Genomic DNA, 24,968 nt, shown 5'->3' with positions numbered 1-24,968 from the left:
TTCTCAGTTCCCGACCAGCGCGGCGCATTCGGTCCAGAGGGTGCTGTCCTCCGTGACGCCCAGGCACGGGTCGAACGTGAACACGACGAGCGTGCCGAGGATGATGAGGAGGCCCGCGGCGAGGCCGATCGCCCACACGAGCGCCTTGCGTGCCTTCTCGGTGGTGACGTAGTCGTTGACGATCGTGCGCATGCCGTTGCCGCCGTGGATGAGCGCGAGCCACAGCATCGCGACGTCCCACCACTGCCAGAACGGCGTGGCGAACTTGCCGGCGATGAAGGCGAAGTCGAGGGCGTGGATGCCGTCGCCCACCATCAGGTTGATGAAGAGGTGCCCGAAGATCAGCACGACGAGCAGGATGCCCGACAGGCGCATGAAGATCCAGCCCCACTTCTCGAGGTTGAATCCGCGCCGACGACGGGCAGGAGCGGCGATGGTCTGCGCAGACATCAGTGTCCTCCTCCGAAGCCGGCGAACGCGAGCATCAGGTGGCGCGGCACGAAGCCGGCCATGATGACGACCCATACGGCCAGGACGCCCCAGAACAGCTGGCGCTGGTACTTGGCACCCTTCGACCAGAAGTCGATCGCGATGATGCGCAGGCCGTTCATCGCGTGGAAGACGATGCCGGCGACGAGCACGACCTCCCCGAGCGCCATGACCGGGTTCTTATATGTGCCGATGACGGCGTTGTACGCCTCCGGTGACACCCTGATCAGCGCCGTGTCGAGCACGTGCACCAACAGGAAGAAGAAGATGGCGACTCCGGTGATGCGATGAAGCACCCACGACCACATGCCTTCGCGACCCCGGTAGAGGGTGCCGCGAGGAGTCTTGGAAGTGGTTTCCGAAATCGACGGTGTCAAGCGAGCGCTTGTGGACACGGTCGTCCTCCCTGGATCGATGTGACTCGGTCGCGTGCTGCGCAAGTGTCAGGCACGCCCGATCGCTGTCCATCCTATTCCCGTCTGCAGCGGGGGAGCGACGAAGGGGAGCCTAACTATCTCGACGTCGAGAGAAGGAACATGTCACGATCAGCCGATCTGGCTGAACGGCGCCCAGCCGGAACCGATCGTCCGTCTCGGAAGGAGGCCTCCGCGACCCGTGCCGCCGTAGAGGTAGAGCGCGCCGGTGCTGGCGCGAGCGACGATGTCCTGCGTGCCGTTCCCGTCGAAGTCTCCGGCGCCGAAGATCGCCGTCGCCGTCTGCCAGCCGCTGCTGATCTTCTTCGGTGTGCCCCACGTGCCCTTCCCCGTGGTGGGGTAGACCCAGAGTGTCCCGTCCGGCTTCCGGGCGATGAGGTCGCCTCGGGAGTCACCAGTGAAGTCGCCGGCGTACGAGATCCACTGCAGCGATGCCCAACGGGTCGCGATCGTGGTGCCGCCGCCGGTCCAGCCGCTGCGGCCGTTCCCGCGATGGAGGATCATGTCTCCCGTCGGCGTGCGGCCGATCACATCGGGCAGGCGGTCGCCGTTGAAGTCGATGCCGCCGATCAGGTCGGAGTACTTCGACCATCCGGTGCCGATCTGGACCGGCGCGAGGAATCCGCCCTTTCCGTTCCCGGCATAGAGCATGAGCCGGCCGTCGGCTTCAGTGCGCGCGACATCGGCGACGCCGTCGCCGGAGAAATCGCCAAGTGTGGTGAAGGGTCGGCTGCCCCACCCAGGAAGCGGTGTCGTCGCCGCCTTGAACCCGCCGGCTCCGTTACCCGGGTAGATCTTGAGATCGCCGGTCGAGGTCCGCGCGAGGACATCGGCCGCGCGATCGCCGGTGAGGTCGCCGGTGCCGCCGGGCAGGCTCTTCACGGGGGAGCCGATGCCGAAGATCTGCACCCAGTAGGTCCGGTAGCACTTCCCGGTCGCGTAGCCGACGCCGAGTCCGGTGTAGCGCTTGTCGAGGATGTTGGCTCGATGCCCCGACGAATTCATCCAACCCGCGACGACGGCCGGGGCGTCCGGCTGTCCGGCGGCGATGTTCTCTCCCGATGCGATCCATCCGAAGGCAGCGACGCGCGAATTGCGCCACGCCGAGGAGCTGTGGTCGAACGTGCAGGTCGCGGCGAGGTGACGCGCCCATTCTGCCGCCGCGGCATCGAGCCCCGGGTCCGACTTCAGAGCAGGGATCCCTGCTTTGGTGCGCTGCGCGTTCGTCAGTGCGAAGACCTCGCCTGCGGGGCCCCCGGCGGCGGATGCGGCGGCGGGGGCGAGGAACGCGGCGCCCAACACGACAGCGAGCGCCGTCGCGATCGCGCGGCGGGTATGGATGAATCGGCGTCTGGGGGAGGGGCGCATGGGATCGAAGATAGCGGCTGTCCGGTCGGTTGTGCAGTATGCCGGTTGCCCAGGCAGCCTTCCCGAGTGACGCCCCGATACGCTGGCACGATGAGCGAGCCGATCAAGGACTTCTACGCGGTGATCCCGGCCGGCGGCATCGGGAGCCGGCTGTGGCCGTTGTCCCGCGCTGACGCGCCCAAGTTCCTGCATGACCTCACCGGCTCAGGGCACTCCCTGCTGCGCGACACCTGGGACCGATTGGAGCCGCTCTCCGGCCCGGACCGGATCGCCGTCGTCACCGGACGCGCCCATCGCGCCGCGGTCGAGGCGGAACTCCCCGGCATTCCGGACGCCAATGTGTTCCTGGAGTCGGAGCCTCGAGAGTCCGCGGCAGCGATCGGTCTGGCGGCCGCGATCCTGCATCGACGCGATCCCGATGTGATCATCGGCTCCTTCAGCGCGGATCATGTCATCCGCGGCACTCGGGTGTTCGAGTTCGCCGTCCGCGACGCCGTCGAGGTCGCCCGCGAGGGGTACATCTGCACGATCGGCATCGCCCCGACGGAGCCCGCCATCGGATTCGGCTACATCAAGAAGGGGCCGGAACTCGTCGTCGAGCGCGCCCGCGAAGCCGCTCTCGTGGAGAGCTTCGTCGAGAAGCCCGACCTCGCGACGGCTGAGGCGTACATCGCGGATCGCGGATACCTCTGGAATGCCGGCATGTTCATCGCCAAGGCGAGCGTGCTCCTGGAGGAGCTCGCCGCGAACGAGCCCGAGTTGCACGCGGGACTCCTCGAGTTGGCGGAGGCCTGGGACGACCGCGAGCGTCGCGGTCCCGCCGTCGATCGGATCTGGCCCCGGTTGAAGAAGATCGCGATCGACTACGCGGTGGCGGAGCCGGCCGCCCGGCGCGGGCGCCTCGCCGTCGTGCCCGGTCATTTCGACTGGGACGACGTCGGCGACTTCGCGTCGCTCACGAAGCTCATCACGAATGGTCGGAAGAACGACCTCGCCGTTCTCGGCCCGAATGCCCGCGTGCTGTCGGATGCCGCAAGCGGCATCCTCGTCAGTCAGACCTCCCGCGTGATCAGCCTCGTCGGCGTGCAGGACATCGTCGTGGTCGACACCCCCGATGCGCTGCTGGTCACGACGGTCCAGCACGCGCAGCGGGTCAAGGGAGTCGTGGAGTCGCTGAAGTTGAACGGGCAGGGCGACGTGCTCTGATGAGCACACCTCCATGCTCATCGGCTGTGTTGATTCCAGCTTTGTAACCTTTCGTCAGCACGTGCGGCCGGAGTATGCACAAACGATGAAACAGTAGGTAACTTTGAGCGATCCGCGATGGACGCGGTTCGTTGAGGGAGGCATCAGTTGACCATCTCCACCACCAAGAAGCTGCTCGGCGCGACGGTCGCCGCGGGCGTCATCTTCGCACTCGCCGGCTGTGGCCAGGCGCCGACCGATTCGGGAGACGACGGCGGCGACGCCGGCTCCGCGGTCGACGGCTTCAAGCCCTGCATGGTCTCGGACGAGGGCGGCTTCGACGACAAGTCGTTCAACCAGCTCGGTTTCGAGGGCCTCACCAAGGCGGCTGACGAGCTCGGCGTCGAGGTCAGCAAGACCGAGTCCAAGTCCGCCAGCGACTACGCGTCCAACCTCGACGCACTCGCGTCAGAGGGCTGCACGTTCATCGTCTCGGTCGGCTTCAAGCTCAGCGCCCCGACCATCGAGGCCGCGACCGCGAACCCCGACATCCAGTACGCGATCATCGACGACTGGGCCGATGCCGACTTCGACGGCAAGACCGACGCGCCGAACATTAAGCCCCTCGTGTTCGACACCGCTCAGGCGGCGTTCCTCGGCGGCTACGCTGCGGCTTCGTACTCCGAGTCCGGCATCGTCGGCACCTTCGGCGGCGCCAAGATCCCGCCCGTGACGATCTTCATGGACGGCTTCGAGCTCGGCGTGAAGTACTTCAACGAGGAGAAGGGCGAGGACGTCAAGGTCGTCGGCTGGAGCATCGACTCGCAGGAGGGCCAGTTCACCGACGAGTTCGCCGCGAACGACAAGGCCAAGCAGGTCGCCCAGGGCATCATCGACCAGGGCGCCGACGTGCTGCTCCCGGTCGGCGGACCGATCTACCAGTCGGCTGCGCAGGCGATCCGTGACTCCGGCGGCAACATCGCCCTGATGGGTGTCGACGCCGACGTGTTCACGACCGACCCGACCGTCGCCGACCTGCTCCTCGTCTCGATCAAGAAGGGCATGGACGTCGCCGTCTACGACGCCGTCATGGAGGCCTCCACCGGAGACTTCGACCCGACCCCGTTCGTGGGCGTCCTGGAGAACGACGGCGTCTCGCTGTCCGGCTTCCACGACTTCGAGAGCAAGGTCGACCCGGCCCTCGCCGACGAGCTGAAGACGATCAAGGAAGGCATCATCGACGGCTCGATCAAGGTCGAGTCGCCGGCATCGCCGTAACGAAAACAGAGTGGCAGGACGCGGCCGGACAGATGTCTCATCTGTCCGGCCGCTCCACTGATCGATAGATTGGCACCATGAAGCTCGAGCTCCGCGGAATCACGAAAAGATTCGGCTCCCTCGTCGCGAACGACCACATCAGCCTGACCGTCGAGCCGGGGCAGATCCACTGCCTCCTCGGCGAGAACGGCGCGGGGAAGTCGACGCTGATGAACGTCCTCTACGGCCTCTACACTGCCGACGAAGGGGAGATCCTCCTCGATGACGTCGTGCAGAACTTCGTCGGTCCCGGCGATGCGATGGCCGCCGGCATCGGCATGGTGCACCAGCACTTCATGCTCATCCCGGTCTTCACCGTCGCCGAGAACGTCATGCTCGGCCACGAGCAGACCGGGTTCGCCGGCCGCCTCGACCTGGCCGCCGCCCGCGCGCACGTCCGCGCGGTCAGCGAGCGCTTCGGCTTCGAGATCGATCCGGATGCCGTCGTCGGCGACCTTCCTGTCGGCGTCCAGCAGCGCGTCGAGATCATCAAAGCGCTGTCCCGCGACGCGAAGGTGCTGGTCTTCGACGAGCCCACCGCCGTGCTCACCCCTCAGGAGACCGACGAGCTGATGGGCATCATGCGCCAGCTCCGGGACGAGGGCACCGCGATCGTCTTCATCACCCACAAACTCCGTGAGGTCCGCGAGGTCGCGGACAAGATCACGGTCATCCGGCTCGGGAAGGTCGTCGGCGAGGCCGACCCCGGCTCGTCCAACACCGAGATGGCGGCCCTCATGGTCGGCCGCGCCGTCGAGCTCACGGTGCAGAAGGACGCTCCGAACCTCCGCAGCGGCGGACTGGTCGTCCAGGGGCTCCGCGTCATCGACGACGCAGGGCAGATCGTCGTGAACGACGTCAGCTTCGAGGTCCGCCCCGGAGAGATCCTGGCCATCGCAGGCGTCCAGGGCAACGGGCAGACCGAACTCACCGAAGCGATCATGGGACTGCAGCACAAGGTCACCGGCAGCATCACCCTTGACGGTGACGAGTTGCTCGGTCGCTCGGTGCAGGGCGTGATCGACGCAGGAGTCGGCTTCGTCCCCGAGGACCGCAAGGAGGACGGACTCGTCGGCGAATTCAGCGTCGCCGAGAACCTCATCCTCAACCGTTCGACGTATGGTGCCCCGTTCTTCCGTGGCGGCACGATCCAGCGCGGCGCGCTCGACACCTTCGCACGAGCGCAGATCGACGAGTTCGACATCCGCACCCAGGGTCCGGATGCCGCCGCCGGCCGCCTCTCCGGCGGAAACCAGCAGAAGGTCGTGCTCGCACGGGAGCTCAGCCGCGAGCTCAAGCTCTTCGTTGCCTCGCAGCCCACTCGCGGCATCGACGTCGGCTCGATCGAGTTCGTGCACGAGCGGGTCGTGGCCACGCGTGACTCCGGTGTCCCGGTGATCGTGGTGTCCACCGAACTCGATGAGGTCTCTGCGCTCGCCGACCGCATCGCCGTGATGTATCGCGGCGGCATCGTCGGCATCGTCCCCGGCAATGCACCCCGCGAGGTGCTCGGACTCATGATGGCCGGCGAGATGCCGAGCGCTACCGAGAAGGAGGTCGCTTCGTGAGCGAGGTGACGACGAAGAACACCGAGGTGGAGCCGGCACCCCGGCAGAACACCCTGATCAGAGACATCCTCTCGGGCGGCGCGGTGCGCGCATTCCTCGCGATCGTGCTGGCCATGCTGATCGGCGGACTCCTGATCGCGGCGACCAGCCCGAACGTGCAAACTGCCGCGGGCTACTTCTTCCAGCGCCCAGGGGACACGTTCTCGGCGATCTGGGAGGCGATCTCCGGAGCGTACGCGGCACTGTTCCGCGGCGCGATCTACAACTACAACGCGCCGAACTTCCTGCGGGCGATCAAGCCGATCACCGACACGCTCAACTTCGCCACACCGCTGATCGCTGCCGGCCTCGGCGTCGCCCTGGCATTCCGGGTCGGACTGTTCAACATCGGTGGCCGCGGTCAGATGCTCATGGGTGTCGCCGCGGGTGCGACCGTCGCTTTCACGGTGCAGGCACCGATCTTCATCCACCTGCCGCTGACCATCATCGCCGGCCTGATCGGCGGCATGGTCTGGGGTGGGCTCGTCGGGTTCCTGAAGGCGAAGACCGGGGCACACGAGGTGATCCTCACGATCATGCTCAACTTCATCGCCTACTACTTCATCTCCTGGCTGCTCGCGACCCCCGGACTGCTGCAGCGACCGGGCGGCTCACAGCCGATCTCGGCGCCGACGCCGGAGACCGCACGGTTCCCGCTGCTCTTCACCGCCCCGCTATCGGTGAACGCCGGGTTCCTCGTCTCCCTGCTCGCCGTGCTCTTCGTCTGGTGGCTCATCGAACGTTCCAGCCTCGGCTTCCGCATGCGCGCCGTGGGGGAGAACCCGAATGCGGCTCGCGCGGCCGGTGTGAACGTCGGACGCACCATCGTGTACGCCATGGGCATCGCCGGTGCACTCGCCGGCATCGCCGGCATCAACCAGATGTCCGGCACGATCACGAGCGGGTTCGAGAACGGCATCGACGCCGGCATCGGATTCGACGCGATCACGGTCGCTCTGCTCGGACGGAGCCGCGCCTTCGGCGTCCTCTGGGCCGGGCTGCTGTTCGGCGCGCTCAAGGCCGGCAGCTTCACGATGCAGACGTCGCAGGACATCCCGGTCGACATCGTGCTGGTCGTCCAGGCGCTGATCGTGCTGTTCATCGCGGCGCCGCCGCTCATCCGTGCGATCTTCTTCCTCCCGAAGGAAGGCTCGAAGACCCGCACCCCGCGTGTGAAGAACGCGAAGAAGGAGGTGGCCGCGTGAGCGCCATCGCAGCCACCACCGCCGCAGACGGCACCATCCTGCGCGAGACCGTGCGCCAGCGCAGTCTCAAGCTGCCGATCTCTCTCGGGATCGCGACCGTTCTGATCCTGCTGCTCGCTCTCCCGGCCGGCCGCAGCGGCACCAGCGTCTTCCGCCTCGCCGACCGCACGTCGTCGATTGCACTGCCGGACGTCGGGGTGCCGACCTGGCCGACCGTGCTGATCTGCGGCATCCTCCTCGCGCTGCTCACGGCCTACGCCACGCTCCGCGTGCTGCGCTATCAGCGCGTCGGTCTCTGGCTGCCGATCGTGTTCGCCTTCGTCGCCGTCTTCGCGTTCCTGACCTGGTCGGCCGCAGACGGCCTCGTGCCGGTGACCGGTCTGCTGTTCGGCGCGGTCTCGCTCTCCGTCCCCCTGGTGTTCGGCGCTCTCGGCGGCGTGATCGGCGAACGCGCCGGTGTCGTCAACGTCGCGATCGAGGCGCAGTTCCTCCTCGCCGCGTTCACCTCCGCGCTGGTCGCCTCGATGACGGGGAACTACATCCTCGGTCTCATCGCCGCGATGGTCGGCGGTGCGCTGGTCGCCTCGGTGCTGGCGCTCTTCGCCATCCGCTACATCGTCGATCAGGTCATCGTCGGTGTGGTGCTCAACGTGCTCATCACCGGCCTCACGAGCTTCCTGCACGGTGCGGTCATGAAGCAGAACGAGACGCTGTTCAACTCGCCTCCGCGACTGCCGCGTGTACAGATCCCGCTGCTGCACGAGATTCCGGTGATCGGCCCCGTGCTGTTCAACCAGACGCTGATCGTGTACCTCATGTACATCGCCATCCCCGTGGTGGCGTGGGCGCTGTACCGCTCCAAGTGGGGCCTTCGTCTGCGCGCGGTCGGTGAGCACCCGCAGGCGGCCGACACTGTCGGCATCAAGGTGAATCCGACGCGGTTCTGGAACCTGCTCCTCGCGGGCGCCATCGCCGGCATCGGCGGGGCCTACTTCACGCTGGGTTCGGTCGGCGCGTTCGACAAGGAGATGACCGACGGGCTCGGCTTCATCGCCCTGGCCGCCGTCATCTTCGGTGGCTGGGATCCGGTGCGAGCGACGCTCGCCGCGTTCCTCTTCGGCTTCTCGATGAACCTCGAGACGTTGCTGAGCAATCTCGGGTCCCCGATCCCCGGCGAGTTCATGAAGATGCTGCCGTACGTGGTGACGGTGCTCGCGGTCGTCGGCTTCGCCGGCAAGGTCCGCGCGCCCGCCGCTGACGGCAAGCCATATATCAAGGGATAGTGATGACAGACATCGACTGGGACGAGCTGCGTCAGGTCGCAACCGATGCCATGACGAAGGCCTACGCGCCGTACTCGCGCTATCGCGTGGGCGCGGCGGCGCTCGTGGGCGACGGGCGTATCGTGGCGGGCTGCAACGTGGAGAACGCCTCCTACGGCGTGACCCTGTGCGCCGAGTGCGCACTGGTGGGCGACCTGCACATGTCGGGCGGCGGCCAGCTGGTCGCCTTCGTGTGCGTGAACAACGACGGGCAGACGATCATGCCGTGCGGCCGCTGCCGTCAGCTGCTCTTCGAGCACGCGATGCCCGGAATGCTGCTGGAGACCGTCTCCGGCATCCGCACGATCGACGAGGTGCTGCCGGACGCGTTCGGGCCGCGCGCCCTTCGGCAGGCTCAGGGACCAGAGGTGAAGTCATGACCATCGAGCCATTCGACGCGGTGGATGTCATCCGCGCCAAGCGGGACGGCGGGGCCGTCCCCGAGAAGGCGCTGCGATGGATGGTCGACGCCTACACGCGCGGCTACGTCTCCGACGCGCAGATGGCCTCCTTCGCGATGGCGATCTTCCAGCGCGGCATGGAGCGCGACGAGATCCGTGTGCTGACCGATGCGATGATCGCGTCGGGGGAGCGGATGAGCTTCGCCGCCCTCGGCAAGAAGACAGTCGACAAGCACTCCACGGGCGGAGTCGGGGACAAGATCACCCTTCCGCTCGCGCCGCTCGTCGCCTCGTTCGGCGTCGCTGTTCCGCAGCTGAGCGGCCGGGGTCTGGGACACACCGGCGGCACGCTGGACAAGCTGGAGTCGATTCCCGGTTGGCGCGCGGCGCTCAGCAATGAGGAGATGTTCGCGCAGATGCAGGGCGACGTCGGCGCGGTCATCTGCGCCGCCGGCTCCGGGCTCGCTCGCGCCGACAAGAAGCTCTACGCGCTCCGCGATGTCACCGGCACGGTCGAGGCGATCCCGCTGATCGCGTCGAGCATCATGTCGAAGAAGATCGCGGAGGGCACCGACGCGCTCGTGCTCGACGTGAAGTTCGGCTCCGGCGCGTTCATGCAGGACATCGACCGCGCCCGCGAACTCGCCCGCACGATGGTCGCTCTCGGCACCGACTCGGGTGTCGCGACGACCGCGCTCCTGACCGACATGAACGTGCCGCTCGGACTCGCGATCGGCAATGCGAACGAGGTCCGCGAATCCGTCGAGATCCTCGCCGGCGGCGGACCGGCCGACGTGCGTGAGCTGACCATCGCGCTCGCCAAGGAGATGCTCGCCCTGGCGGGGAAGCCGGATGCCGACGTGGAGGCCGCCCTCGACGACGGTCGTGCGATGGACAGCTGGAAGGCGATGATCCGTGCGCAGGACGGCGATCCGGATGCGGCGCTGCCGACCGCGCGCGAGACGCACGTCGTGACGGCTTCGGCCGACGGTGTCGTGACGCGGATGGATGCTCTGCCGTTCGGCATCGCCGCCTGGCGTCTGGGTGCCGGGCGTGCCCGCGCCGAGGACCCTGTGGTGTTCGAAGCGGGAATCGACCTGCATGCGAAGCCCGGGGACCGCGTCACGGCCGGACAGCCGCTGTTCACGCTCTCGGCGGCCGACGACGCGCGATTCCCGCGGGCGCTCGAAGCGCTCGAGGGCTCCTGGGAAATCGGAGACGACGCTTCGTCAGGCTCAGCGACCGGTTTCGAGCGCGGTCCGATCGTGCGCGAGCGCATCACTGCCGACCACTAGCCTGAACTGAGCACTTCCGCGACCGAGAGGATCACCATGTCGATCGATGCGAACGGCGACGTCACCATCCAGGGCATCTCCCTGCGGAGCCTGCCCAAGGTGTCGCTGCACGACCACCTCGACGGCGCGCTGCGGCCGGCCACGATCATCGAACTCGCGGATGCCGCAGGCATCGAGGTTCCGGAGACTGACCCCGCTGCTCTCGGCCGCTGGTTCGCGAAGCAGAGCGACTCGGGCTCGCTGGTCGAGTACCTGAAGACGTTCGACCTCACGACCGCGGTGATGCAGACGCCCGAGGGGCTCACGCGGGTCGCGCGCGAGTTCGTCCAGGACCTCGCCGCCGACGGCGTGATCTACGGTGAGGTGCGCTGGGCTCCCGAGCAGCATCTGACCCGCGGGCTCACCCTGGAGCAGACCGTCGAGGCGGTGCAGCAGGGGATCGAAGAGGGCGAGGATGCCGCCGACCGCGAGGGCCGCAGCATCCGGGTCGGTCAGCTGATCACCGCGATGCGGCACACCGACAGGGCGCGGGAGATCGCGGAACTGGCTGTGGGCTTCCGCGGGCGCGGCGCCGTCGGCTTCGACATCGCCGGCCCCGAAGACGGATTCCCGCCGTCGAACCACCGCGCGGCCTTCGACTACCTCGCGGAGAACTTCTTCCCGGTCACGGTGCATGCGGGTGAGGCAGCCGGACTCGCCTCGATCCGCTCGGCTCTGTTGGACGGCCGTGCCCTGCGGCTCGGACACGGCGTCCGCATCGCCGAGGGCCTCCAGGTCGTCACCCAGGAGGGTGACGAAGTGCAGGTGCAGTTCGGCGAACTGGCGCGCTGGGTGCGCGACCGCGAGATCCCGCTCGAGCTGTCGCCCTCGTCCAACCTGCAGACAGGGGCGATCGCCGCGTGGGGGACCACGCTCGCCGATCACCCGTTCGACCTGCTGTACCAGCTCGGCTTCGCCGTGACGGTCAACGTCGACAATCGCACCATGAGTGCCACCTCGCTCACGCGTGAGCTTGCGCTGCTGGTCGAGGCGTTCGAGTACGACCTCGACGACCTCGAGTCGTTCCAGTTCAACGCCGCTGCCGCGGCATTCCTCCCGGTCGAGGAGCGGGAAGAGCTGGTCGAGATGATCGCTGACGGCTTCGACGCCTGATCCGTGGCTTCCGGGGGGAAGCGGCGCCTCGGCGCCGTCTTGGGCATCAGTGCGGCGTTCGTGGCCGTCGGCGGTGCCGTCGCAGCATTCCTCTGGCTCAACCGAGACGTGGAGGAACCCGCCCCGCGGGCAGGCTCCGCGGCGATCGAGCACCCGTTGACGCCCGCCCAACAGCTGGTCGCCGACGCCGACGATCCGCTCGCGTGCGCGGTGACGTTCGTCGGCGAGGGAGCACCGGCCGACCCGGTGCTCCAGTGGCAGAAAGCCCTGTACCAGGGTCTGCCGATCCCCATGGTCGACGGTCGCGTCTTCGCGGGCTGGTATGCGACCGAGGCCGCAGCCGGGGGATTCGACGCCGCCGGACGGGTGAACGGTGCCGATCCGGTCGTCTGCGAGGACCAGCAGGTCACGTTGTACGCCTCGTGGAAGACGCCGGAGGAGAACGTCGCCGAGGCGGCCAGAGTGCCGATCCTCATGTATCACCAGTTCACGGCGGCCCCCGAAGGGGAGAAGGGCTGGTTGCGAGGCAACTACGCGTACATCGGCGACTTCGACGCGCAGATGAACCACATCGCGACGACCGGCTTCTATCTGCCGACGTGGGACGAGCTGAGCGCCTTCATCGACGGGCGCCTCTTCCTGCCCGCCCGATCGGTGATCGTCACGGACGACGACGCCGACCAGACCTGGTTCGATCTCGCCGCGGCGGTCGTGGAGAAGCACAAGGTGCTCGCGACATCGTTCATGGTCACCGCGTATCGGCAGGACCCGCCGCCGTCCATCTACGTCCTCCGTCGCTCCCACACGCACGACATGCACCAGGCGGGTGAGAACGGAGAGGGGAGGATGGTGAACTGGACCGCGGACGAGATCGCCGCGGATCTCAACACCTCCGGCGACATCCTCGGTGTGCGCGAGGTGATCGCCTACCCGTTCGGCCACTGCAACGACACGGCGAAGCAGGGCGTCGCGCAGGCGGGATTCGACATGGCGCGCACGATCGAACCCGGCTACGTCGAGATCGGGACCGACAAGCTCGCCCTGCCGGTCGTGCGCATCGACTACGGTATGGGGCTCGACGCGCTGATCTCGCGCATCGGGTGAGGCCCGTTAGCGGGCAGGATGAATCCATGGCCTCCGTCTTCATCGCCGGTCCTGTCGAGGAGTCCTGGGAGACCCGTACCGGCGAGCGGGTGTCGCTGTATCTGTCGGCTCCGGGCACCGCCGACGGCGCCGACGACGGGTCGCTGCGTGCCGCGATGGATGCCGCAGACGCCATCGTGCTCGATCTCGCCGCGGAACCTCTCCGGCTCTTGCCGATGGCCCGCGCCACCGGCATCCCGATCTGGGTCGACGTGCACGACTACGACGGCGCCGCCGAGTTCCACCGGCCCTTCCTGGCGGCCGCCGACGCCGTCTTCTGCAATGCGGATCGACTCGGCGATCCGGTGGCGTTCCTGCGCTTCTGCGTCGACGCGGGGGCCAGCCTGGCCGTCTGCACGCTGGGTGCGGACGTGCTGGCAGCCCTCGCTGCGGGTGCGCGCTCCGCTGCGACGGTCTTGCGCAGCCGTCATCTGCACCCGCTGCTGGACGACGTTCTGCCGCCAGCCCCGTAGCCCGGGCTCTCAGCGCGCGCGATCTTCGACGGCGTCGAGGAAACCGCCGACGGCCCGGGTGACGTCGGCGTGCATCTCATCGGCCGAGATCGTCGGGGTCCCATCGCCGTCCTGCGGTCCGTAGTCGCCGAAGGATGCGTGCGACGCACCGTCGATCTGGATCATCTCCGCATCGTCCGGCAGCTGGTCGCGCGCATCTTGGATCTTCTCCGGGGTCGAGAGACCGTCCTCGCTGCCCGAGAGGCTGAGCACGGGGAGGTCGCTCGTGGAAAGGTCGGTCGCGCAGTAGGACCCGAACAGGACGAGCGCGTCGGCGTCGGCGGCGAGCTGGCAGGCTCGCACGCCACCGAGGGAGTGTCCGCCCACCGTCCACGTGTCGATCTCCGGATCCGCGGAGGTGAATGCGTCGAGTCCGCGCGGGTCGAAGAAGGCGAGGTTGAGCCAGGGGCGAGTGATCACGACCGTGACACCCTCCTCGGCCAGGCCCTGCAGAATCGGCGCGTACGCCCAGGGGTCGACTTTGGCGCCGGGCACGAACACGAGTCCGAAGTCGGAGTCTCCGTCGGCGGGAGCGAGGACGATGCCCTGTTCCGCGTCCTCCACGGTGATCGCCGGATTCGCCCGCACGCCTGCGAGGGGCTCGGGCTCCGCGGCCATCACTCCGATCTGGCTCCAGGCGACGATTCCTCCGGCACCCAGGACCAGCACGATCACCAGTCCCCAGAGAATCATCTTCAGCGCGCGTCGCCCACGTCTCCTCTGCACGCTTCCACGCTACTCCGGCTCACGATCCTCGTGCTCCGTCGCCCACGACGGAGGGATGCGTCGCGATGTACTCCTCGAACGCCTCACGCGAGGTCCGCGCCGGGGTGTACCCGAACTGGTCCTTCAGCTGCTGGTTCGCCAGCACCGGGCGGTATCGCAGGAACGGCACCTTCTCCGGGCCGTGCGCGGTGAGGCGCAGCATCCGTCCGATCCACAGTCCCGCGGCCAGCACGCCGGCAGGGAGAACGAGCTGCCCCTTCCGCAGGCGCGAGGCGATCTCCGGCGCCGTCATCCGTCCATCCCCGGCGATGTTGAAGACGCCGGCGGGGCCGTCGGTCGCGGCCCGAACCATGGCGCCCGCGACGTCGTCGACCCAGATGAAGACGAAGGGGGAGTCGGACCCGGCGATGCGGAGGATCCTGCGACCATCCCACAGCGCGGTGATCTGGTTGCGCACCTCGGGTCCGAGGATCGTGCCGATCCGGAACACCACCTGCTCGAGCCCGGGGTGCGTCCGGCGGTGCTCGGCCAGCATCTCCTCGACGAGCCGCTTGTGGCGCGAGTACGCGAATGCGTCGTTGCCTCTGAGCGGCTGGTCTTCGTCGATCCACTCCGGGTTGTCGGGGTGGTACCCGTACGCGGCGCCGGAACTGGACACGACGATCCGCCGCACTCCCGTCTCGATGCACGCGGCGAGCACGTTCGCCGAGCCCGTGACGTCGACGCGATACTCGAGGTCGACGTCACTCCCGGGATTGACGATCGCTGCGAGATGCACCACCGTGTCGATGCCGTGCGCGCGCATCAGCGGCGCGATCGCGGTCGCGTCCGTCACGTCGAGCACCGCCTCGGTGACGCCGGGGCGCGGCACACCCGGGCGCAGGTCGGCCGACACGACCAGCTCGACATCCGCTCTCGCAGCCAGCGCGCGGGCGACGTGCGATCCGAGGAATCCGGAGCCCCCGGTTATCAGGATTCGCGTCATGGGACGGACCCGCTGACCGTGCGCCCGCTGGCATCGCCCGACGCAGAGCCGGTGCGCCTGCGGGTATGCCGGGCCCAGAGGCCCGCGAGCACCAGGCCAGCGACGATATCCCAGATGCCCCACCACCCGGCGACGATGGCCATGCCGCCGAGGCCGTCGAAGAACAGGAACACCAGGCCGAGACCGAGCCCGGCGTTGCGGATGCCGACCTCGAAGGTCACGGCCTTGCGCTCGCGCGTGCCGAGTCCGCCGACGACGGCTGTGCCGTATCCGAGCGCGAGCGCGACGGCGTCGTGCACGGCGACGACGAGCAGGATCACTCCCAGCACCTGCACGAACACGGCCCAGTTGCCGACCAGTGCCGCGACGATGAAGCCGAGCAGTGCCAGCAGGCTGAACCACTTCACGAACGGCTGCACGCGAGCGGACAGCCGCGGCGCCTTCGCCCGCAGCAGCAGGCCCAGCGCGAACGGCAGCCCGACGATCAGCACGATCTCCAGCAGCATCCGCCACGGGTCGAGGGCGACCTCGCGGAGCAGGGTGCGAGCGGTCGGATGCAGAGAACCCCAGAAGGTGATGCTCAGAGGCATGGCGACGATGTAGAGCAGATTTCCGACGGCGGTCAGTGACACCGAGAGCGCGACGTTGCCGCCCGAGCGATGGGTGAGCACCTGTGAGATGTTCCCGGGCGGGCAGCACGCGACGAGCAGCATCCCGAGCGCCATCGACGGAGGTACGGGCAGCACGAGCGTGAGCAGGAACGTGGCGATCGGGAGCAGCAGCAGCTGGGCGAGCAGCGCGATCACGAAGGGCTTCGGATGCTTCGCCACCACGCGGAAGTCGCTCGGCGCGGTGTCGAGCGCGATGCCGAACATGATGAGGCCGAGCACCACGTTGAGGATCGTGAGGGTTCCCGGGGTGAACGAGAGGACGACGTCGTCGACGTTCACGTCGAGACCTCCAAGGCACCCTTCTCCCGCTTGACCGCGCCTCGGTAGGCGTCCTTGTTGACGTAGTACGCCATGCGGTCGAGTCCGAGGAAGTGGTATCCGCCGGTCAGATCCGGCCAGGGGGAGCCGGTGACCCTGTCTCGGAACCGGGCGGCGCGCGGCGCGTCGCGCTCGACCGCGTCCAGATAGGTCGCGAGGAGATCGGCCTGCTCGTAGCGGCCCTGCCAGCCGATCCCGGATGCCTCGATCATCCCCATGACGTACAAGCCGTTGAACGACGCCGGGAACAGGTTCAGGAACAGGCGCGGAGAGGCGCCTTGCCAATGCAGGTGCTCGCGGTCGACGAACGGGTAGTCCAGGGTGTATCCCGTCGCGAGCAGCACGAGGTCGTACTCGTCGGCGCTGCCGTCGCGGAAGTGCACGGTGCGGCCGTCGAACCTCTCCACGTCGGCCTTGATCCGCAGGTCGCCCTGTCCGAGGTGGTTCAGGACCATGGTGTTCACGATCGGATGCGACTCGTAGATGCGGTAGTCCGGCTTCGGGAATCCGAAGCGCACCGGGTCACCGGTGAAAGCCCGCAGCACCCTGCTGTCGACCGCCTGCTTGATCCGTGCCGGAAGCGGGCGTCCCTGGTTGAGCGTGTCGCTCGGCCTGCCGAAGAGGTAGCGGGGGACGAAGTAGTAGCCGCGCCGCACGCTCATGTCGACGGATGCCGCGTGATGCACAGCATCCACCGCGATGTCGCAGCCCGAGTTGCCGGCACCGATCAGCAGCACCCGCTTGCCGGCGAGCTGGGACGGTGACTTGTAGGCGCTGGTGTGCAGCAGCTCGCCCGCGAACTCTCCGGGGAAGGAGGGGATGTTCGGTTCGGCGAGCGTCCCGTTCGCGAGCACCACGCCGGCGTACCTGCGGGTGTGCTCGCCCTCCGGGCCAGCGCTGGTGAGATCCCAGCCGCCGTCGCGGGGCTCGAGTCGCGTGACCCTCGTGTCGAAGTGGAAGCGCTCGGTGAGTCCGAAATGGTCGGCGTAGTCCTGGAAGTACTCGCGCAGCACGCGGTGCCCGGGGTAGTCGGCCCGCGACCGCATCGGGAACTCCGTGAACTCGGTCGTCGTGCGCGACGAGATCAGGTGCGCGGACTCGTACATGGTGCTGCGGGCGTTGGTGATGTCCCAGAGACCGCCCACGCCGTGCGAGGCCTCGTAGCCGTCGACCGCGATGCTGCGTTTCTGCAGCGCTCGTGCCGTGGCCAGCCCCGACGGGCCCGCGCCGATCACGGCGTATCTGTTCATGCTGCTCCCTGCACGTCACTGTGCGCGAATGCCCCCGTCCACCGATCGTAACCGGTGGACGGGGGCGTTCATCGAGCGGCGCGGACTCAGCTCTCCCGGAGGCTCTGCTGGCGTGCCGCGACGGCATCGCGGACGGCCGCGAAGAGCGGATGCTCGGGGTCGAGGCCGGTCGTCAGCCCCGTGAAGGACTCCGCGCTTTCGGCGCGCAGCAGGCGCTGGAGATCCACGGACTGCTCGTCGTCGGCATCGTCGAACTCCAGGGCCGCCGCCACGGCGGCGACCAGGGCATCCGCAGGCAGGCCGCGTTCGGCGGCCATGGCGGCCGGCCCGATGAACCGTTCGTGCCGCGAGATCTTGCGCAACGGCTGCCGTCCGACGCGCTGCACGGTGTCGATCAGCGCGGGATTGCGGAACCGGTCGAGGATGGTTGCACGGTAGGTTGCGAGCTCGGCCGGGTCGAGCCCGTGCTCCGCGACCAGGACGGCCGACGTCTCCTCCAGCGCCGCCGTGACCCGTGCGGCGACGTCGGGGTCTGCCAGGGCGTCCGAGATGCGCTCGACCCCGGCGCGAGCGCCGAAGTACGCCGTGGCGGCGTGCCCGGTATTCACCGTGAACAGCTTGCGTTCGATGAACGGGGCGAGATCCTCGACGAAGTGCGCGCCCGGGATCACCGGGAGGTTCCCGCCGAACGGCCCCGACTCGATCGCCCACTCGAAGTACGGCTCCACCGTGACGTCCACGCCGCCACCTGCGGGCTGGGCGGGCACGATGCGGTCGACCGCGGTGTTCGCGAACACCGCGCGAGCGAGCAGCTCGCCGGCATCCGCTCCCGCCGCCTTCTCGATCTCGGTGCGAAGCAGGTCGGTCGCCCCGATCGCGTTCTCGCAGGCCATGATCTGCAGGGGAGCGGCGTCGTCCGTGCGAGCGGCCAGACCCGCGACGATCGCCGGAGCGACGAAGCGCAGCACGGTCGGTCCGACGGCGGTCGTGACGACATCGGCCGTCGCGATCTCCCGGGTGAGGGCCTCGGCGTCGGTGCGGCTGTTCACGGCCCGGAATCCGGTGACGACGTGGTCGACCCCACCCGGACCGGCTTCGTGCACGGTGTACTCGTCGACGGCGTTGATCGCGTCCACGAGGGCGTCGGCGACGTCGGAGAACACGACCTCGTATCCGCCCTCGTGGAGCAGCAGGCCGACGAACCCGCGCCCGATGTTGCCGGCGCCGAAGTGGACCGCTTTCATGCCTCGTTCGCCGCCCATCACTCGTTCACGGCGGAGAGCAACGCGAACAGCTCATCGGGCGTCTGCGCGGCGTTGAGCTTCGCCACGTCGTCGTCATCCGAGAACAGGATCGCGATCTGCGACAGGATCTCCAGGTGCTCGTCGCCGCGGCCGGCGATGCCGATCACGAAGGTGGCCTGCTCACCCGCCCAGTCCACGCCGCCGTCGTAGCGGACGACCGAGAGGGCGGAACCGAGGATCGCGTCCTTGGTCTCGTTCGTGCCGTGCGGGATCGCAAGGCCGTTGCCCATGAAGGTCGAGACGGTCTCCTCCCGCTGGCGCATTGCGTCGACGTAGGCCGGGGTGACGGCTCCCGCGGAGACGAGGATGTCGGTGGCCTCCTGGAGCGCGGCATCCTGCGTGCTGCTGCCGGAGTGGATGCGGACCTGGCCGAGGCTGAGAACGCTCATGATGTTTCCTTTCGCTGCTCACGCACCATCTCGACGACCTCTTCGTACTGGGGTGCGTTCATGAAGTTGTCGACCGAGACGTGGATCGAGTTCGGCGACTGCGCCTTCGCTCGATCGGTCAGCTGCTGCTGCGTGATCACGAGGTCGGCCGTGCCGTCGAGATTCGCGATGGCCTGGTTCGTGACTGTGATGCCCTCGACGCCCGCCTTCTTGAACTTGTTGCGCAGCACGCTCGCGCCCATCGCCGAGGAGCCCATGCCCGCATCGCAGGCGAACACGACGTTCGAGATGCGACGGTCGGTGGCGACCCCCGATCCCGCTCCCGCGGCTGCCTTCGCTGCCAGGCCGCTCAGCGCGTCGGAGGACTTGCCCTTGTTGGCTTCGGTCTGGGCGACCGCCGCCGCGAAGGCGTCTTCCTTGGCCAGGTCCTTCTTGCGGCTCGCGCGGAGGATCAGCATGGAGATGAGGAAGGTGACCGCGGCGGAGAGGATGACGGAGAGGATCACGCCCAGATAGTCGGTGCGGAAGGTCTGGCCGAGAACCGCGATGATGCTGCCGGGGGCCGCTGGTGCGATCAAGCCGGTGCCGAGCAGCATGTTCGTGGTGACACCGGTCATGCCACCGGCGATCAGCGCGACGATGAGCACGGGCTTCATCAGGGCGAACGGGAAATACACCTCGTGGATGCCGCCCACGAACTGGATGACCGCTGCTCCGGGGGCCGAAGCGCGTGCGGCGCCGATACCGAAGATCGTGAACGCGAGCAGCAGACCCAGGCCGGGGCCGGGGTTCGCCTCGAGGAGGAACAGGATCGACTTGCCGCTCTCGGCTGCCTGCTGCGTTCCGAGCGGGGTCAGCACACCGTGGTTGATCGCGTTGTTGAGGAAGAACACCTTGGCGGGCTCGATGAGGATGCTCGTCAGCGGGAGGAGATTCGTCTCGATGAGCCAGTTGACAGCGGTGGACAGCACGTTCATCAGGCCGTTGACGAGCCAGGCGACCGGGTAGAAGCCGATCACGACGAGGACGAAGCTCCAGATGCCGGCCGAGAACATGTTCACGAGCATCTCGAAGCCCGCCTTGATCTTGCCGTCCCACAGCGAGTCGAGCCACTTCATCGAGTACGCCGCGAGCGGTGCCATGATCATCGCGCCGATGAACATGTGGATCTGGCCGAGCTGGTTGTCGGCGGGAAGCGTGGCGTTCACCTGGGCGATGAGGTAGTCCGACCCCGCGATGGCGCCCATGACGGCGATGGCCGCGACGACGCCGCCTCGGGTCTTGTAGACGATCGTGCCGCCCGTGTAGGCGATGATGATCGGCAGCAGGTAGTGGATGATCGGACCGACGAGGGTCTCGAGCTGCGCATTCGGCGTCCAGCCCACCGGGATGAAGAACGCGGTGATGATGCCCCAGGCGATCAGCGCGGGGATGTTGGGCATGATCATTCCGGACAGGAACGTGCCGAAACGCTGCACGCCCGTTCGGAGGCCGCCAGACTTCTGGGCGGCGGGTGACGTCGTCGTCATGATGTCGTCTCTTTCTGATGGGAGGGGAGAGCCGTGGCGGCTTCGACCACGGCATTGCGGGCGCTGGTGGCGTCATCGGCCGCCAGAGCGATCTCGGCGAGGGTGCGGGCCTCGTCGAGGGTGCGTCGGGAGATGGTGTGGCGTACATCGGCGAGAGCCGACGGCGCCATCGAGAGGCTGGTCGCGCCGAGTCCGATCAGCACGACGGCCAGCAGCGGATCGGCCGCGGCCTCGCCGCAGATGCCGACCGGCTTGCCCAGGCGGGCACCGGCATCGCCGACCTCGCGTACCAGGCGGAGGACCGCCGGATGCCACGGGTCCTGGAATCCGGCCACCGAGCCGAGCATCCGGTCGGCGGCCATCGTGTACTGCGTCAGGTCGTTGGTGCCGATCGAGGCGAAGTCGGCGTGCGCGAGCACTCGGTCGGCGAGCAGCGCGCTCGCCGGCACCTCGACCATGACCCCGGCCGTCTTCAGCCCGTAGTCGCGCGCGAGGGTCGTGAAGTACACCGTCTCCTCGACGGTCGCCACCATCGGCGCCATGACCCAGAGGTCGGCATCCGTCTCGGCGTCCGCTTCAGCGAGGGCGGTGAGCTGCTCGCGCAGGATGTCTTCGCTGGCGCGCAGCGCCCGGATGCCGCGGAGTCCGAGTGCCGGGTTCTCCTCATGTGCATCGTTGAGGAACGCCAGGGGCTTGTCGGCTCCGGCATCCAGCATCCGCACGACGACCTTCTTGCCGGGGAACGCGGCGAGGAGTTCCCGGTACGACTGGCGCTGCTGTGCGATGGTCGGCGCCTGCGCAGAAGACAGGAACAGGAACTCCGTGCGGAACAGCCCGACGCCCTCGGCCCCCCGAGCGACCGCATCGGCTGCGTCCGCGGGTTTCCCCAGGTTCGCCAGCAGTGCGACCAGAGTGCCGTCGGCGAGGGCGCCGGGTGTCAGTGGGGCCGTGTCCGAGACGGCGCGAGCGGCCGCACGCTGAGCGGCGCGGTCCTTCTCCTCCTCCGTCGGGTCGGTGGTGACGACGCCGGCAGCGGCATCGACGATCACCGTCTCGCCGGTGGAGAGCGCTGCCGCGTCGGCGACGCCGACGATCGCGACGATGCCCTTCTCGCGGGCGAGGATGGCGGTGTGCGAGGTGGGCCCGCCGTCGGAGGTGATCAGCGCGAGCACCTGGTCGAGGTCGAGCAGCGCGGTGTCGGCAGGGGCGAGGTCGCGGGCGACCAGGACGAACGGGTGACCGGGATCCGGAACCCCCGGAGCATCGACGCCCCGCAGCCGCGCGAGCACCCGCTGGGCGATGTCGTCGAGGTCGGCGGCGCGCTCGCCGAGGTAGCCGCCCACCGCTTCGAGTGTCGCGCGGAAGCTCGCGAAGGCGTCGTGCACTGCCCACTCGGCGGTGGCTCCGGCATCGATCCGGGAGTCGACCTCGTCCTGCAGCGTCGGGTCCTCGGCGATCATCGCCTGCGCCTCGAGCACGTCCTGCGCCGACCCTCCCGCCTTCGCGCCGCGTTCGTTCAGCTCGCGAGCGACCGTCTCGACGGCGTCGCGGGAGCGCTGGCGTTCCGCCTCCGCGCCCAGAGCACTCGGAGTGTTCTCCGGAGCAGGGACGGGCTCCGCCATCCGGACGACCGGCCCCTGGGCGACCCCGAGACCGATGCCCACTCCGCGGAGCTCGCTCATCCGGCGGCGTCCTGATCGTGGTCGGTCGTCAGCAGTTCGGTGAGCGTGTCCAGCACGTCCTCCGCATTGTCCCCGTCGGCAGTGAGCGTGACGTAGTCGCCATGCTCGACGGCGAGGGCGATGACGCCCAGGATGCTGGCGGCATTCACCGGCTTGCCCGAGTCCTTCGCGATCGTGACCGGGATGCCGGATTCTTTCGCCGCCTGCGCGAAGAGCTTCGCGGGGCGGGCGTGCAGCCCGTGCGACGAGCCGATGCGGACGGTGCGGGTGGCGGTCATGATGTTCCCTTCGGGGTGTTCCTGAGGTCGGAGAGGACGGAGCGCACCAGCGCGAGCGTGGATGACCCGTCGCGGTCGGCGAACACGTCGTCCGGGAGGACGACGACGGGCGCATGTGCGTGGCCGCGGATGGCGTCGAGACGGTCGGAGAGGTGGGGGCCGACCAGGATCAGATCGTGATCGCTTCCCGAGACGGAATGCTCCATCCCGGCGGATGCTTCCCATTCCAGCCCGGCATTCGTCGCCGCATGCCGGAGCCGCTGTGCGACGAACGTGCTGGACGCGCCGGCGCCGCAGACTACGAGGATCCTCATCGATGCCACCTTCCTGAGAACAGTCTGTGAACCAGAGGTGCTCTCACGCCAACAGGTTCCTTTCCGCCCCCGCGGAACAACGGCTTCCGCGCACCCGTGCCTGCTTGCTGACATCATGGAGGTCACGCCAGGACAGTGCAGTCAGCACGTGAGAAGTCGGAGGGATCATGTCGCGTCAGCGCCAGGACCAGCTCCTCTCCGCGCTGCTGCGCCAGGAGGGCTGGGCGACGGCCGGGAGCCTCGCCGATCTGCTGGGCGTGACACCGCGCAGCATCCGCTCCTACGTCGCCGCGCTGAACGCCCGTACCCCGGGGCCGGCGTCGTCGAGTCCGGACCGGCGGGCTACCGCGCAGGCCCGGGCGCCCGCGGCGCGAAGCGGCTGCGGCAGACCGGGGAGTCGGCGCCCCGCGATCGACTGCATGCGCTCGTGCGCACCCTGCTCGATGTGCCGACCGGAATCGACGTCTACGACACCGCCGACGAGCTGCACGTCAGCGAGGCGACGCTCGAAGCGGATCTCGTGCGCGTGCGCGGTCTCCTCGACGGCACCGAGCTCACCCTGGAACGGGATCTCGAGACCGTGCGGCTGCACGGGAACGAGGCCGCTCAGCGGCGCCTCCTGTCCCGGCTCGCGCACGACGAGATGGACGACGCCTCGTTCCACCCCGAGACGTTCCGCCGCGCTCTCTCCGGCAGCGCTGTCGCCACCGACGCGGTCGGACCGTTCAAGACCGCGCTGGTGCGCGAACTGGGCGAACTCGGCTACTACGTGAACGAGCTCGCGATCGCCGACGTGCTGCTGCACATCGCGATCGCGGCCGAGCGTGTCGCCGCCGGTCACTCGCTCGAATCGTCAGCATCCGGTGCGCGCGAGGAGATCCCGCGCGTCGGCGCGGTCATCGCGCGCCTGGCATCGGAACACTTCGCCGTGATGCTGGGGGAGGGCGACAGCGGACACCTCGCCTCGCTGGTGCTCACGCGCATCGTCGCCCCGGGTGAGGATGCGACGCGCGATGTGGCGCGGAGCGGCGTCGATCCGCACGTCGAGGCAGCCGTTCGGGCAGAGATCGCTCGGGCCGCCGAGGACTACCAGGTCGACCTCGTCGACGAGACGTTCGTGCTCCGCCTCGCACTGCACGTGCAGAACCTGCTGAGGCGGGCCGAGGAGAGCGCCCTCACCCGGAACCCGCTGACCCGTTCACTGAAGACGACCTACCCCATGATCTTCGAGGTCGCGGTATCCATCGCGAGCGGACTGCACGACCGCGTCGGCACGCCCATCCACGACGACGAGATCGCGTACGTCGCGATGCACGTCGGCGGACGCCTCGAGCGCAGCCGGAAAGCGGAGTCGATCCTCACGGCGACGATCGTCTGCCCGGGGTACTACGAGCTGCACGAACTGCTGCGGTCCAGCGTCGACCGCTCGCTCGGATCGGCGATCGAGGTCACGAGCGTGATCACGAACGTCGACCCGGACTGGGCGTCGTTCGACACGGACCTCGTGCTCAGCACCATCGAGCCGGGCGCCGCAGGAGACCGCTTCGTGCGCATCCAGCCGTTCCTGACCGACGCGGACGTCGATCGCATCCAGCAGGCCGCCGCACGTCTGCGCCGCGGTCGCCGATTGACGAGACTCCGCGCGGAGCTCGCCCGCTACTTCCACGCAGACGCCTATGTGTACCCGCTCCCCGACGAGGGCGAGGAAGCGATCATCCGCCGTCTCGGCGGGCTCCTCGTCGAGACGGGGCTGATCGGCGAGGACTACGTCGAGAACACGATCGTGCGCGAACGGATGTCGTCGACCGCCTTCACCGACGCACTCGCCGTGCCGCACGCCCTGCAGATGACCGCGACCCGCACGGCGATCGCCATCGGAGTGGCAGAGGGAACTGCGGCCTGGGGTGGAGGACGCGTGCAGGTCGTCGCGCTCGCCGCATTCAGCGAGAGCGATCGAGCAGCGTTCCAGACCGTGTTCGAGCAGCTGGTCGAGGTGTTCAGCGAACGCGAGAGCGTGCAGCGGATCGTGCGGCGCGGCACCACCTTCGAAGCCTTCCTCGACGAGCTCGTCGCGGTGATCGACGGCTGATCG

General features: G+C 68.3%; 24 protein-coding genes and 1 pseudogene. 12 read left to right on the top strand and 13 right to left on the bottom strand.

The genetic code is table 11. From position 1 onward, the window contains the following. Window positions 1-3: 3 nt before the first annotated feature. The 3 genes from V5D55_RS19045 to V5D55_RS19035 form a co-directional block, all read right to left on the bottom strand. Entirely contained in the window at window positions 4-450 is a 447-nt protein-coding gene (locus V5D55_RS19045; protein WP_435746126.1) for a succinate dehydrogenase hydrophobic membrane anchor subunit, read from the bottom strand. Further along, a complete protein-coding gene (gene sdhC / locus V5D55_RS19040) occupies window positions 450-884 on the bottom strand; it encodes a succinate dehydrogenase, cytochrome b556 subunit (protein ID WP_307380938.1) in 435 nt (144 codons plus the stop codon). The genes V5D55_RS19045 and sdhC overlap by 1 nt, the downstream gene beginning before the upstream one ends. Window positions 885-1,034: 150 nt before the next feature. Further along, window positions 1,035-2,291 carry an FG-GAP-like repeat-containing protein gene (locus V5D55_RS19035; protein WP_435746123.1) on the bottom strand — a complete coding sequence of 419 codons (1,257 nt, stop codon included), beginning with the start codon at window positions 2,289-2,291 and terminating at the stop codon, window positions 1,035-1,037. A 90-nt stretch (window positions 2,292-2,381) separates the two neighbouring features. Here V5D55_RS19035 and V5D55_RS19030 point away from each other — a divergent pair, with 90 nt between their 5' ends. The 10 genes from V5D55_RS19030 to V5D55_RS18985 all read left to right on the top strand — a co-directional run bounded on the left by V5D55_RS19030 (window position 2,382) and on the right by V5D55_RS18985 (window position 13,391). Next, window positions 2,382-3,497: a mannose-1-phosphate guanylyltransferase gene (locus tag V5D55_RS19030; protein WP_435746119.1), complete on the top strand. Its 1,116-nt coding sequence runs from the start codon at window positions 2,382-2,384 to the stop codon at window positions 3,495-3,497. A gap of 147 nt (window positions 3,498-3,644) precedes the next feature. Further along, on the top strand, window positions 3,645-4,754 hold the full coding sequence (locus V5D55_RS19025; RefSeq protein ID WP_435746117.1) for a BMP family lipoprotein: 1,110 nt from the start codon (window positions 3,645-3,647) through the stop codon (window positions 4,752-4,754). A 77-nt stretch (window positions 4,755-4,831) separates the two neighbouring features. Then, window positions 4,832-6,361, top strand: a complete 1,530-nt coding sequence (locus tag V5D55_RS19020) for an ABC transporter ATP-binding protein (protein WP_435746115.1) — start codon at window positions 4,832-4,834, stop codon at window positions 6,359-6,361. After that, a complete protein-coding gene (locus V5D55_RS19015; protein WP_435746113.1) occupies window positions 6,358-7,605 on the top strand; it encodes an ABC transporter permease in 1,248 nt (415 codons plus the stop codon). Before V5D55_RS19020 ends, V5D55_RS19015 begins: the two co-directional genes overlap by 4 nt. Beyond that, on the top strand, window positions 7,602-8,888 hold the full coding sequence (locus V5D55_RS19010) for an ABC transporter permease (RefSeq protein WP_435746110.1): 1,287 nt from the start codon (window positions 7,602-7,604) through the stop codon (window positions 8,886-8,888). The genes V5D55_RS19015 and V5D55_RS19010 overlap by 4 nt, the downstream gene beginning before the upstream one ends. Window positions 8,889-8,890: 2 nt before the next feature. After that, a complete protein-coding gene (locus tag V5D55_RS19005) occupies window positions 8,891-9,307 on the top strand; it encodes a cytidine deaminase (RefSeq protein ID WP_435746108.1) in 417 nt (138 codons plus the stop codon). After that, a complete protein-coding gene (locus V5D55_RS19000; protein ID WP_435746106.1) occupies window positions 9,304-10,623 on the top strand; it encodes a thymidine phosphorylase in 1,320 nt (439 codons plus the stop codon). Before V5D55_RS19005 ends, V5D55_RS19000 begins: the two co-directional genes overlap by 4 nt. Window positions 10,624-10,659: 36 nt before the next feature. Next, complete coding sequence (locus V5D55_RS18995) at window positions 10,660-11,775, top strand: adenosine deaminase (protein WP_435746104.1); 1,116 nt, start codon at window positions 10,660-10,662, stop codon at window positions 11,773-11,775. A gap of 3 nt (window positions 11,776-11,778) precedes the next feature. After that, window positions 11,779-12,879, top strand: a complete 1,101-nt coding sequence (locus V5D55_RS18990; RefSeq protein ID WP_435746102.1) for a polysaccharide deacetylase family protein — start codon at window positions 11,779-11,781, stop codon at window positions 12,877-12,879. Between the two features lie 26 nt (window positions 12,880-12,905). Next, window positions 12,906-13,391, top strand: a complete 486-nt coding sequence (locus tag V5D55_RS18985; RefSeq protein ID WP_435746100.1) for a hypothetical protein — start codon at window positions 12,906-12,908, stop codon at window positions 13,389-13,391. A gap of 9 nt (window positions 13,392-13,400) precedes the next feature. Here the strand turns inward: V5D55_RS18985 and V5D55_RS18980 are convergent, their stop codons facing one another. The 10 genes from V5D55_RS18980 to V5D55_RS18935 all read right to left on the bottom strand — a co-directional run bounded on the left by V5D55_RS18980 (window position 13,401) and on the right by V5D55_RS18935 (window position 22,876). Then, window positions 13,401-14,123, bottom strand: a complete 723-nt coding sequence (locus V5D55_RS18980) for an alpha/beta hydrolase (RefSeq protein WP_435749347.1) — start codon at window positions 14,121-14,123, stop codon at window positions 13,401-13,403. A gap of 52 nt (window positions 14,124-14,175) precedes the next feature. After that, a complete protein-coding gene (locus tag V5D55_RS18975) occupies window positions 14,176-15,141 on the bottom strand; it encodes an SDR family oxidoreductase (protein WP_435746098.1) in 966 nt (321 codons plus the stop codon). Further along, entirely contained in the window at window positions 15,138-16,091 is a 954-nt protein-coding gene (locus V5D55_RS18970; protein ID WP_435746095.1) for a bile acid:sodium symporter family protein, read from the bottom strand. The genes V5D55_RS18975 and V5D55_RS18970 overlap by 4 nt, the downstream gene beginning before the upstream one ends. Then, window positions 16,088-17,380 carry a flavin-containing monooxygenase gene (locus tag V5D55_RS18965; RefSeq protein ID WP_435746093.1) on the bottom strand — a complete coding sequence of 431 codons (1,293 nt, stop codon included), beginning with the start codon at window positions 17,378-17,380 and terminating at the stop codon, window positions 16,088-16,090. The genes V5D55_RS18970 and V5D55_RS18965 overlap by 4 nt, the downstream gene beginning before the upstream one ends. A gap of 86 nt (window positions 17,381-17,466) precedes the next feature. Further along, window positions 17,467-18,624, bottom strand: a complete 1,158-nt coding sequence (locus tag V5D55_RS18960; RefSeq protein ID WP_435746091.1) for a mannitol-1-phosphate 5-dehydrogenase — start codon at window positions 18,622-18,624, stop codon at window positions 17,467-17,469. 17 nt (window positions 18,625-18,641) lie between these two features. After that, window positions 18,642-19,073 carry a PTS sugar transporter subunit IIA gene (locus tag V5D55_RS18955; RefSeq protein WP_435746088.1) on the bottom strand — a complete coding sequence of 144 codons (432 nt, stop codon included), beginning with the start codon at window positions 19,071-19,073 and terminating at the stop codon, window positions 18,642-18,644. Then, the gene (locus V5D55_RS18950; protein WP_435746085.1) at window positions 19,070-20,602 is read right to left on the bottom strand and encodes a PTS mannitol transporter subunit IICB; all 1,533 of its coding nucleotides are present in this window, start codon (window positions 20,600-20,602) and stop codon (window positions 19,070-19,072) included. The genes V5D55_RS18955 and V5D55_RS18950 overlap by 4 nt, the downstream gene beginning before the upstream one ends. Then, window positions 20,599-22,284 (bottom strand): phosphoenolpyruvate--protein phosphotransferase, encoded by a 1,686-nt coding sequence (ptsP, locus tag V5D55_RS18945; protein ID WP_435746083.1) that lies wholly within the window; start codon window positions 22,282-22,284, stop codon window positions 20,599-20,601. The genes V5D55_RS18950 and ptsP overlap by 4 nt, the downstream gene beginning before the upstream one ends. Then, window positions 22,281-22,562, bottom strand: a complete 282-nt coding sequence (locus V5D55_RS18940; protein WP_435746081.1) for an HPr family phosphocarrier protein — start codon at window positions 22,560-22,562, stop codon at window positions 22,281-22,283. Before V5D55_RS18940 ends, ptsP begins: the two co-directional genes overlap by 4 nt. Continuing rightward, window positions 22,559-22,876 carry a PTS sugar transporter subunit IIB gene (locus V5D55_RS18935; RefSeq protein WP_435746079.1) on the bottom strand — a complete coding sequence of 106 codons (318 nt, stop codon included), beginning with the start codon at window positions 22,874-22,876 and terminating at the stop codon, window positions 22,559-22,561. Before V5D55_RS18935 ends, V5D55_RS18940 begins: the two co-directional genes overlap by 4 nt. 167 nt (window positions 22,877-23,043) lie before the next feature. Here V5D55_RS18935 and V5D55_RS18930 point away from each other — a divergent pair. Next, window positions 23,044-23,121: pseudogene (locus V5D55_RS18930) on the top strand (hypothetical protein); the annotation flags it as partial. Between the two features lie 182 nt (window positions 23,122-23,303). Continuing rightward, window positions 23,304-24,965, top strand: a complete 1,662-nt coding sequence (locus V5D55_RS18925) for a BglG family transcription antiterminator (RefSeq protein ID WP_435746076.1) — start codon at window positions 23,304-23,306, stop codon at window positions 24,963-24,965. Window positions 24,966-24,968 lie beyond the last annotated feature (3 nt).

This window comes from Microbacterium sp. PMB16 (genome assembly GCF_051294855.1).
GTDB lineage: Bacteria > Actinomycetota > Actinomycetes > Actinomycetales > Microbacteriaceae > Microbacterium.
Note: the sequence above shows the minus strand (reverse complement) of the source record. Positions and strands in the feature narration are given on the sequence as shown.

Coding starts and splice junctions, on each gene's coding strand:
- V5D55_RS19045 (WP_435746126.1), bottom strand. CDS start 450: ATGTCTGCGCAGACCATCGCCGCTCCTGCCCGTCGTCGGCGCGGATTC.
- V5D55_RS19035 (WP_435746123.1), bottom strand. CDS start 2,291: ATGCGCCCCTCCCCCAGACGCCGATTCATCCATACCCGCCGCGCGATC.
- V5D55_RS19030 (WP_435746119.1), top strand. CDS start 2,382: ATGAGCGAGCCGATCAAGGACTTCTACGCGGTGATCCCGGCCGGCGGC.
- V5D55_RS19020 (WP_435746115.1), top strand. CDS start 4,832: ATGAAGCTCGAGCTCCGCGGAATCACGAAAAGATTCGGCTCCCTCGTC.
- V5D55_RS19005 (WP_435746108.1), top strand. CDS start 8,891: ATGACAGACATCGACTGGGACGAGCTGCGTCAGGTCGCAACCGATGCC.
- V5D55_RS19000 (WP_435746106.1), top strand. CDS start 9,304: ATGACCATCGAGCCATTCGACGCGGTGGATGTCATCCGCGCCAAGCGG.
- V5D55_RS18995 (WP_435746104.1), top strand. CDS start 10,660: ATGTCGATCGATGCGAACGGCGACGTCACCATCCAGGGCATCTCCCTG.
- V5D55_RS18985 (WP_435746100.1), top strand. CDS start 12,906: ATGGCCTCCGTCTTCATCGCCGGTCCTGTCGAGGAGTCCTGGGAGACC.
- V5D55_RS18980 (WP_435749347.1), bottom strand. CDS start 14,123: ATGATTCTCTGGGGACTGGTGATCGTGCTGGTCCTGGGTGCCGGAGGA.
- V5D55_RS18975 (WP_435746098.1), bottom strand. CDS start 15,141: ATGACGCGAATCCTGATAACCGGGGGCTCCGGATTCCTCGGATCGCAC.
- V5D55_RS18965 (WP_435746093.1), bottom strand. CDS start 17,380: ATGAACAGATACGCCGTGATCGGCGCGGGCCCGTCGGGGCTGGCCACG.
- V5D55_RS18960 (WP_435746091.1), bottom strand. CDS start 18,624: ATGAAAGCGGTCCACTTCGGCGCCGGCAACATCGGGCGCGGGTTCGTC.
- V5D55_RS18955 (WP_435746088.1), bottom strand. CDS start 19,073: ATGAGCGTTCTCAGCCTCGGCCAGGTCCGCATCCACTCCGGCAGCAGC.
- V5D55_RS18950 (WP_435746085.1), bottom strand. CDS start 20,602: ATGACGACGACGTCACCCGCCGCCCAGAAGTCTGGCGGCCTCCGAACG.
- ptsP (WP_435746083.1), bottom strand. CDS start 22,284: ATGAGCGAGCTCCGCGGAGTGGGCATCGGTCTCGGGGTCGCCCAGGGG.
- V5D55_RS18940 (WP_435746081.1), bottom strand. CDS start 22,562: ATGACCGCCACCCGCACCGTCCGCATCGGCTCGTCGCACGGGCTGCAC.
- V5D55_RS18935 (WP_435746079.1), bottom strand. CDS start 22,876: ATGAGGATCCTCGTAGTCTGCGGCGCCGGCGCGTCCAGCACGTTCGTC.